This window comes from Microbacterium sp. 71-23 (genome assembly GCF_001897265.1).
Classification (GTDB): domain Bacteria; phylum Actinomycetota; class Actinomycetes; order Actinomycetales; family Microbacteriaceae; genus Microbacterium; species Microbacterium ginsengisoli.
Window position 1 is genome coordinate 1 of sequence record NZ_MKSL01000020.1, and the last position, 1,941, is coordinate 1,941.

A 1,941-nucleotide genomic window follows, 5' to 3' on the forward strand; every position below is an offset into this window, starting at 1 on the left:
TCAAGCAGCCGCAGTACTCGCCGTACCCGGTGGAGGAGCAGGTCGTCTCGATCTGGGCCGGCACCAACGGCAAGCTCGACACGATCGAGGTCGCAGACATCCTGCGCTTCGAGCGCGAGCTGCTCGACCACCTCCGCCGCTCGACCACGATCCTCGACACCCTGCGTGAGACGAACGTGCTCAGCGACGAGCTCGTCACGGAGCTCGAGAGCGCGGTTGACGCGTTCACGCTCGAGTTCCAGGCGGGCACGGGAGCGGGTATCGGCTCGGTCGGTCGCGAGGAGTTCGACGCCGCGGACGCCGATGACGTGAACCAGGAGAAGATCGTCAAGGGTCGCCGCGGCTGAGCCTCGGGAAGAGCAACTATGGGCGCACAACTCCGGGTCTACAAGCAGAAGATCTCCTCTGCTCAGACGACCAAGAAGATCACGAAGGCGATGGAACTCATCGCGGCTTCGCGCATCCAGAAGGCGATGGCGCGCGTGCGCGCGTCCTCGCCCTTCTCGCGGGCCGTGACGAGCGCCGTCTCCGCCGTGGCCACCCACTCCAACATCGATCACCCGCTGACCCGGGAGCGCGAGGTCGTCCGCCGCTCGGCGGTGGTCATCTTCTCGTCCGACCGCGGTCTCGCGGGCGCGTTCAACTCACAGATCCTCCGTGAGGGACTCGAGCTCGCGCAGCTGCTGCGCGACGAGGGCCGCGAGCCGGTGTTCTATCTCGTGGGACGCAAGGCGGTGGGGTACTTCCAGTTCCGACGCATCACGAGCGCGGCCGAGTGGACGGGTGACACCGACACCCCGCAGTTCTCGACGGCCGAGGAGATCGCGGCGGCGCTGCTCGACGCGTTCGCGCTCGGTGGCGACAACGGCGGCGTCGACGAGATCCACCTCGTGTACAACCGCTTCGTCAGCATGATGACCCAGTCGCCCGAGACGGTCCGCCTGCTTCCGCTGGCGGTCGTCGAGGCGGAGGATTCGGCCTCGCACGCGGTGTACCCGCTGTACGAGTTCGAACCCGACGCCGAGACTGTGCTCGACGCGCTGCTGCCGGTCTACATCCAGAGCCGCGTGTTCAACGCGCTCCTGCAGTCGTCGGCCGCGAAGCACGCGGCCACTCAGAAGGCGATGAAGGCGGCGAGCGACAACGCCGACAAGCTCATCACCGACTACACCCGCCTGCGCAACAACGCGCGTCAGGCCGAGATCACTCAGCAGATCGCAGAGATCGTCGGCGGCGCCGACGCTCTCTCGTCGGGCAAGTAGAGACAGGAAGACAGGACAATGACTCCCTCCGCCACCGCCGAGAAGGCCCCCACCGAGGTCGTCGGGCGCGTCGCACGCGTGACCGGCCCTGTGGTCGACATCGAGTTCCCGCACGACTCGATCCCCGACATCTACAACGCGCTCACCACCTCGATCACGATCGACGGCGAGAGCACCCCGCTGACCCTCGAGGTCGCCCAGCACCTGGGTGACGACCTCATCCGCGCGATCGCGTTGAAGCCGACCGACGGCCTCGTACGCGGCCAGGAGGTGCGCGACACCGGCGGCCCCATCTCGGTGCCGGTCGGCGACATCACCAAGGGCAAGGTCTTCAACGTCACGGGCGACATCCTCAACGGCGCTCCGGGGGAGACCGTCGAGATCACCGAGCGCTGGGGCATCCACCGCAAGGCGCCGAGCTTCGACCAGCTCGAGTCCAAGACCGAGATGTTCGAGACGGGTATCAAGAGCATCGACCTGCTCACTCCCTACGTGCAGGGCGGCAAGATCGGCCTGTTCGGTGGTGCGGGCGTCGGCAAGACGGTCCTCATCCAGGAGATGATCCAGCGCGTCGCGCAGGACCACGGCGGTGTGTCCGTGTTCGCCGGTGTCGGCGAGCGCACCCGTGAGGGCAACGACCTCATCGGCGAGATGGAGGAGGCGGGCGTCTTCGACAAGA

2 protein-coding genes and 1 pseudogene are annotated in these 1,941 nt (G+C 67.0%); all 3 read left to right on the top strand.

Annotated features, from left to right (window positions below):
• Nucleotides 1–347: pseudogene (locus tag BGO15_RS09765) on the top strand (F0F1 ATP synthase subunit alpha); the annotation flags it as partial.
• An 18-nt stretch (nucleotides 348–365) separates the two neighbouring features.
• Nucleotides 366–1,262, top strand: coding sequence for a F0F1 ATP synthase subunit gamma (locus BGO15_RS09770; RefSeq protein ID WP_056209496.1), 897 nt, complete (start codon nucleotides 366–368; stop codon nucleotides 1,260–1,262).
• 18 nt (nucleotides 1,263–1,280) lie between these two features.
• A partial coding sequence (locus tag BGO15_RS09775) for a F0F1 ATP synthase subunit beta (RefSeq protein WP_502689160.1) occupies nucleotides 1,281–1,941 on the top strand: 661 nt, incomplete at its 3' end.

What these genes read in the sequence shown, in the direction of transcription:
- BGO15_RS09770 (WP_056209496.1), top strand. Translation starts at nt 366, where the DNA reads ATGGGCGCACAACTCCGGGTCTACAAGCAGAAGATCTCCTCTGCTCAG.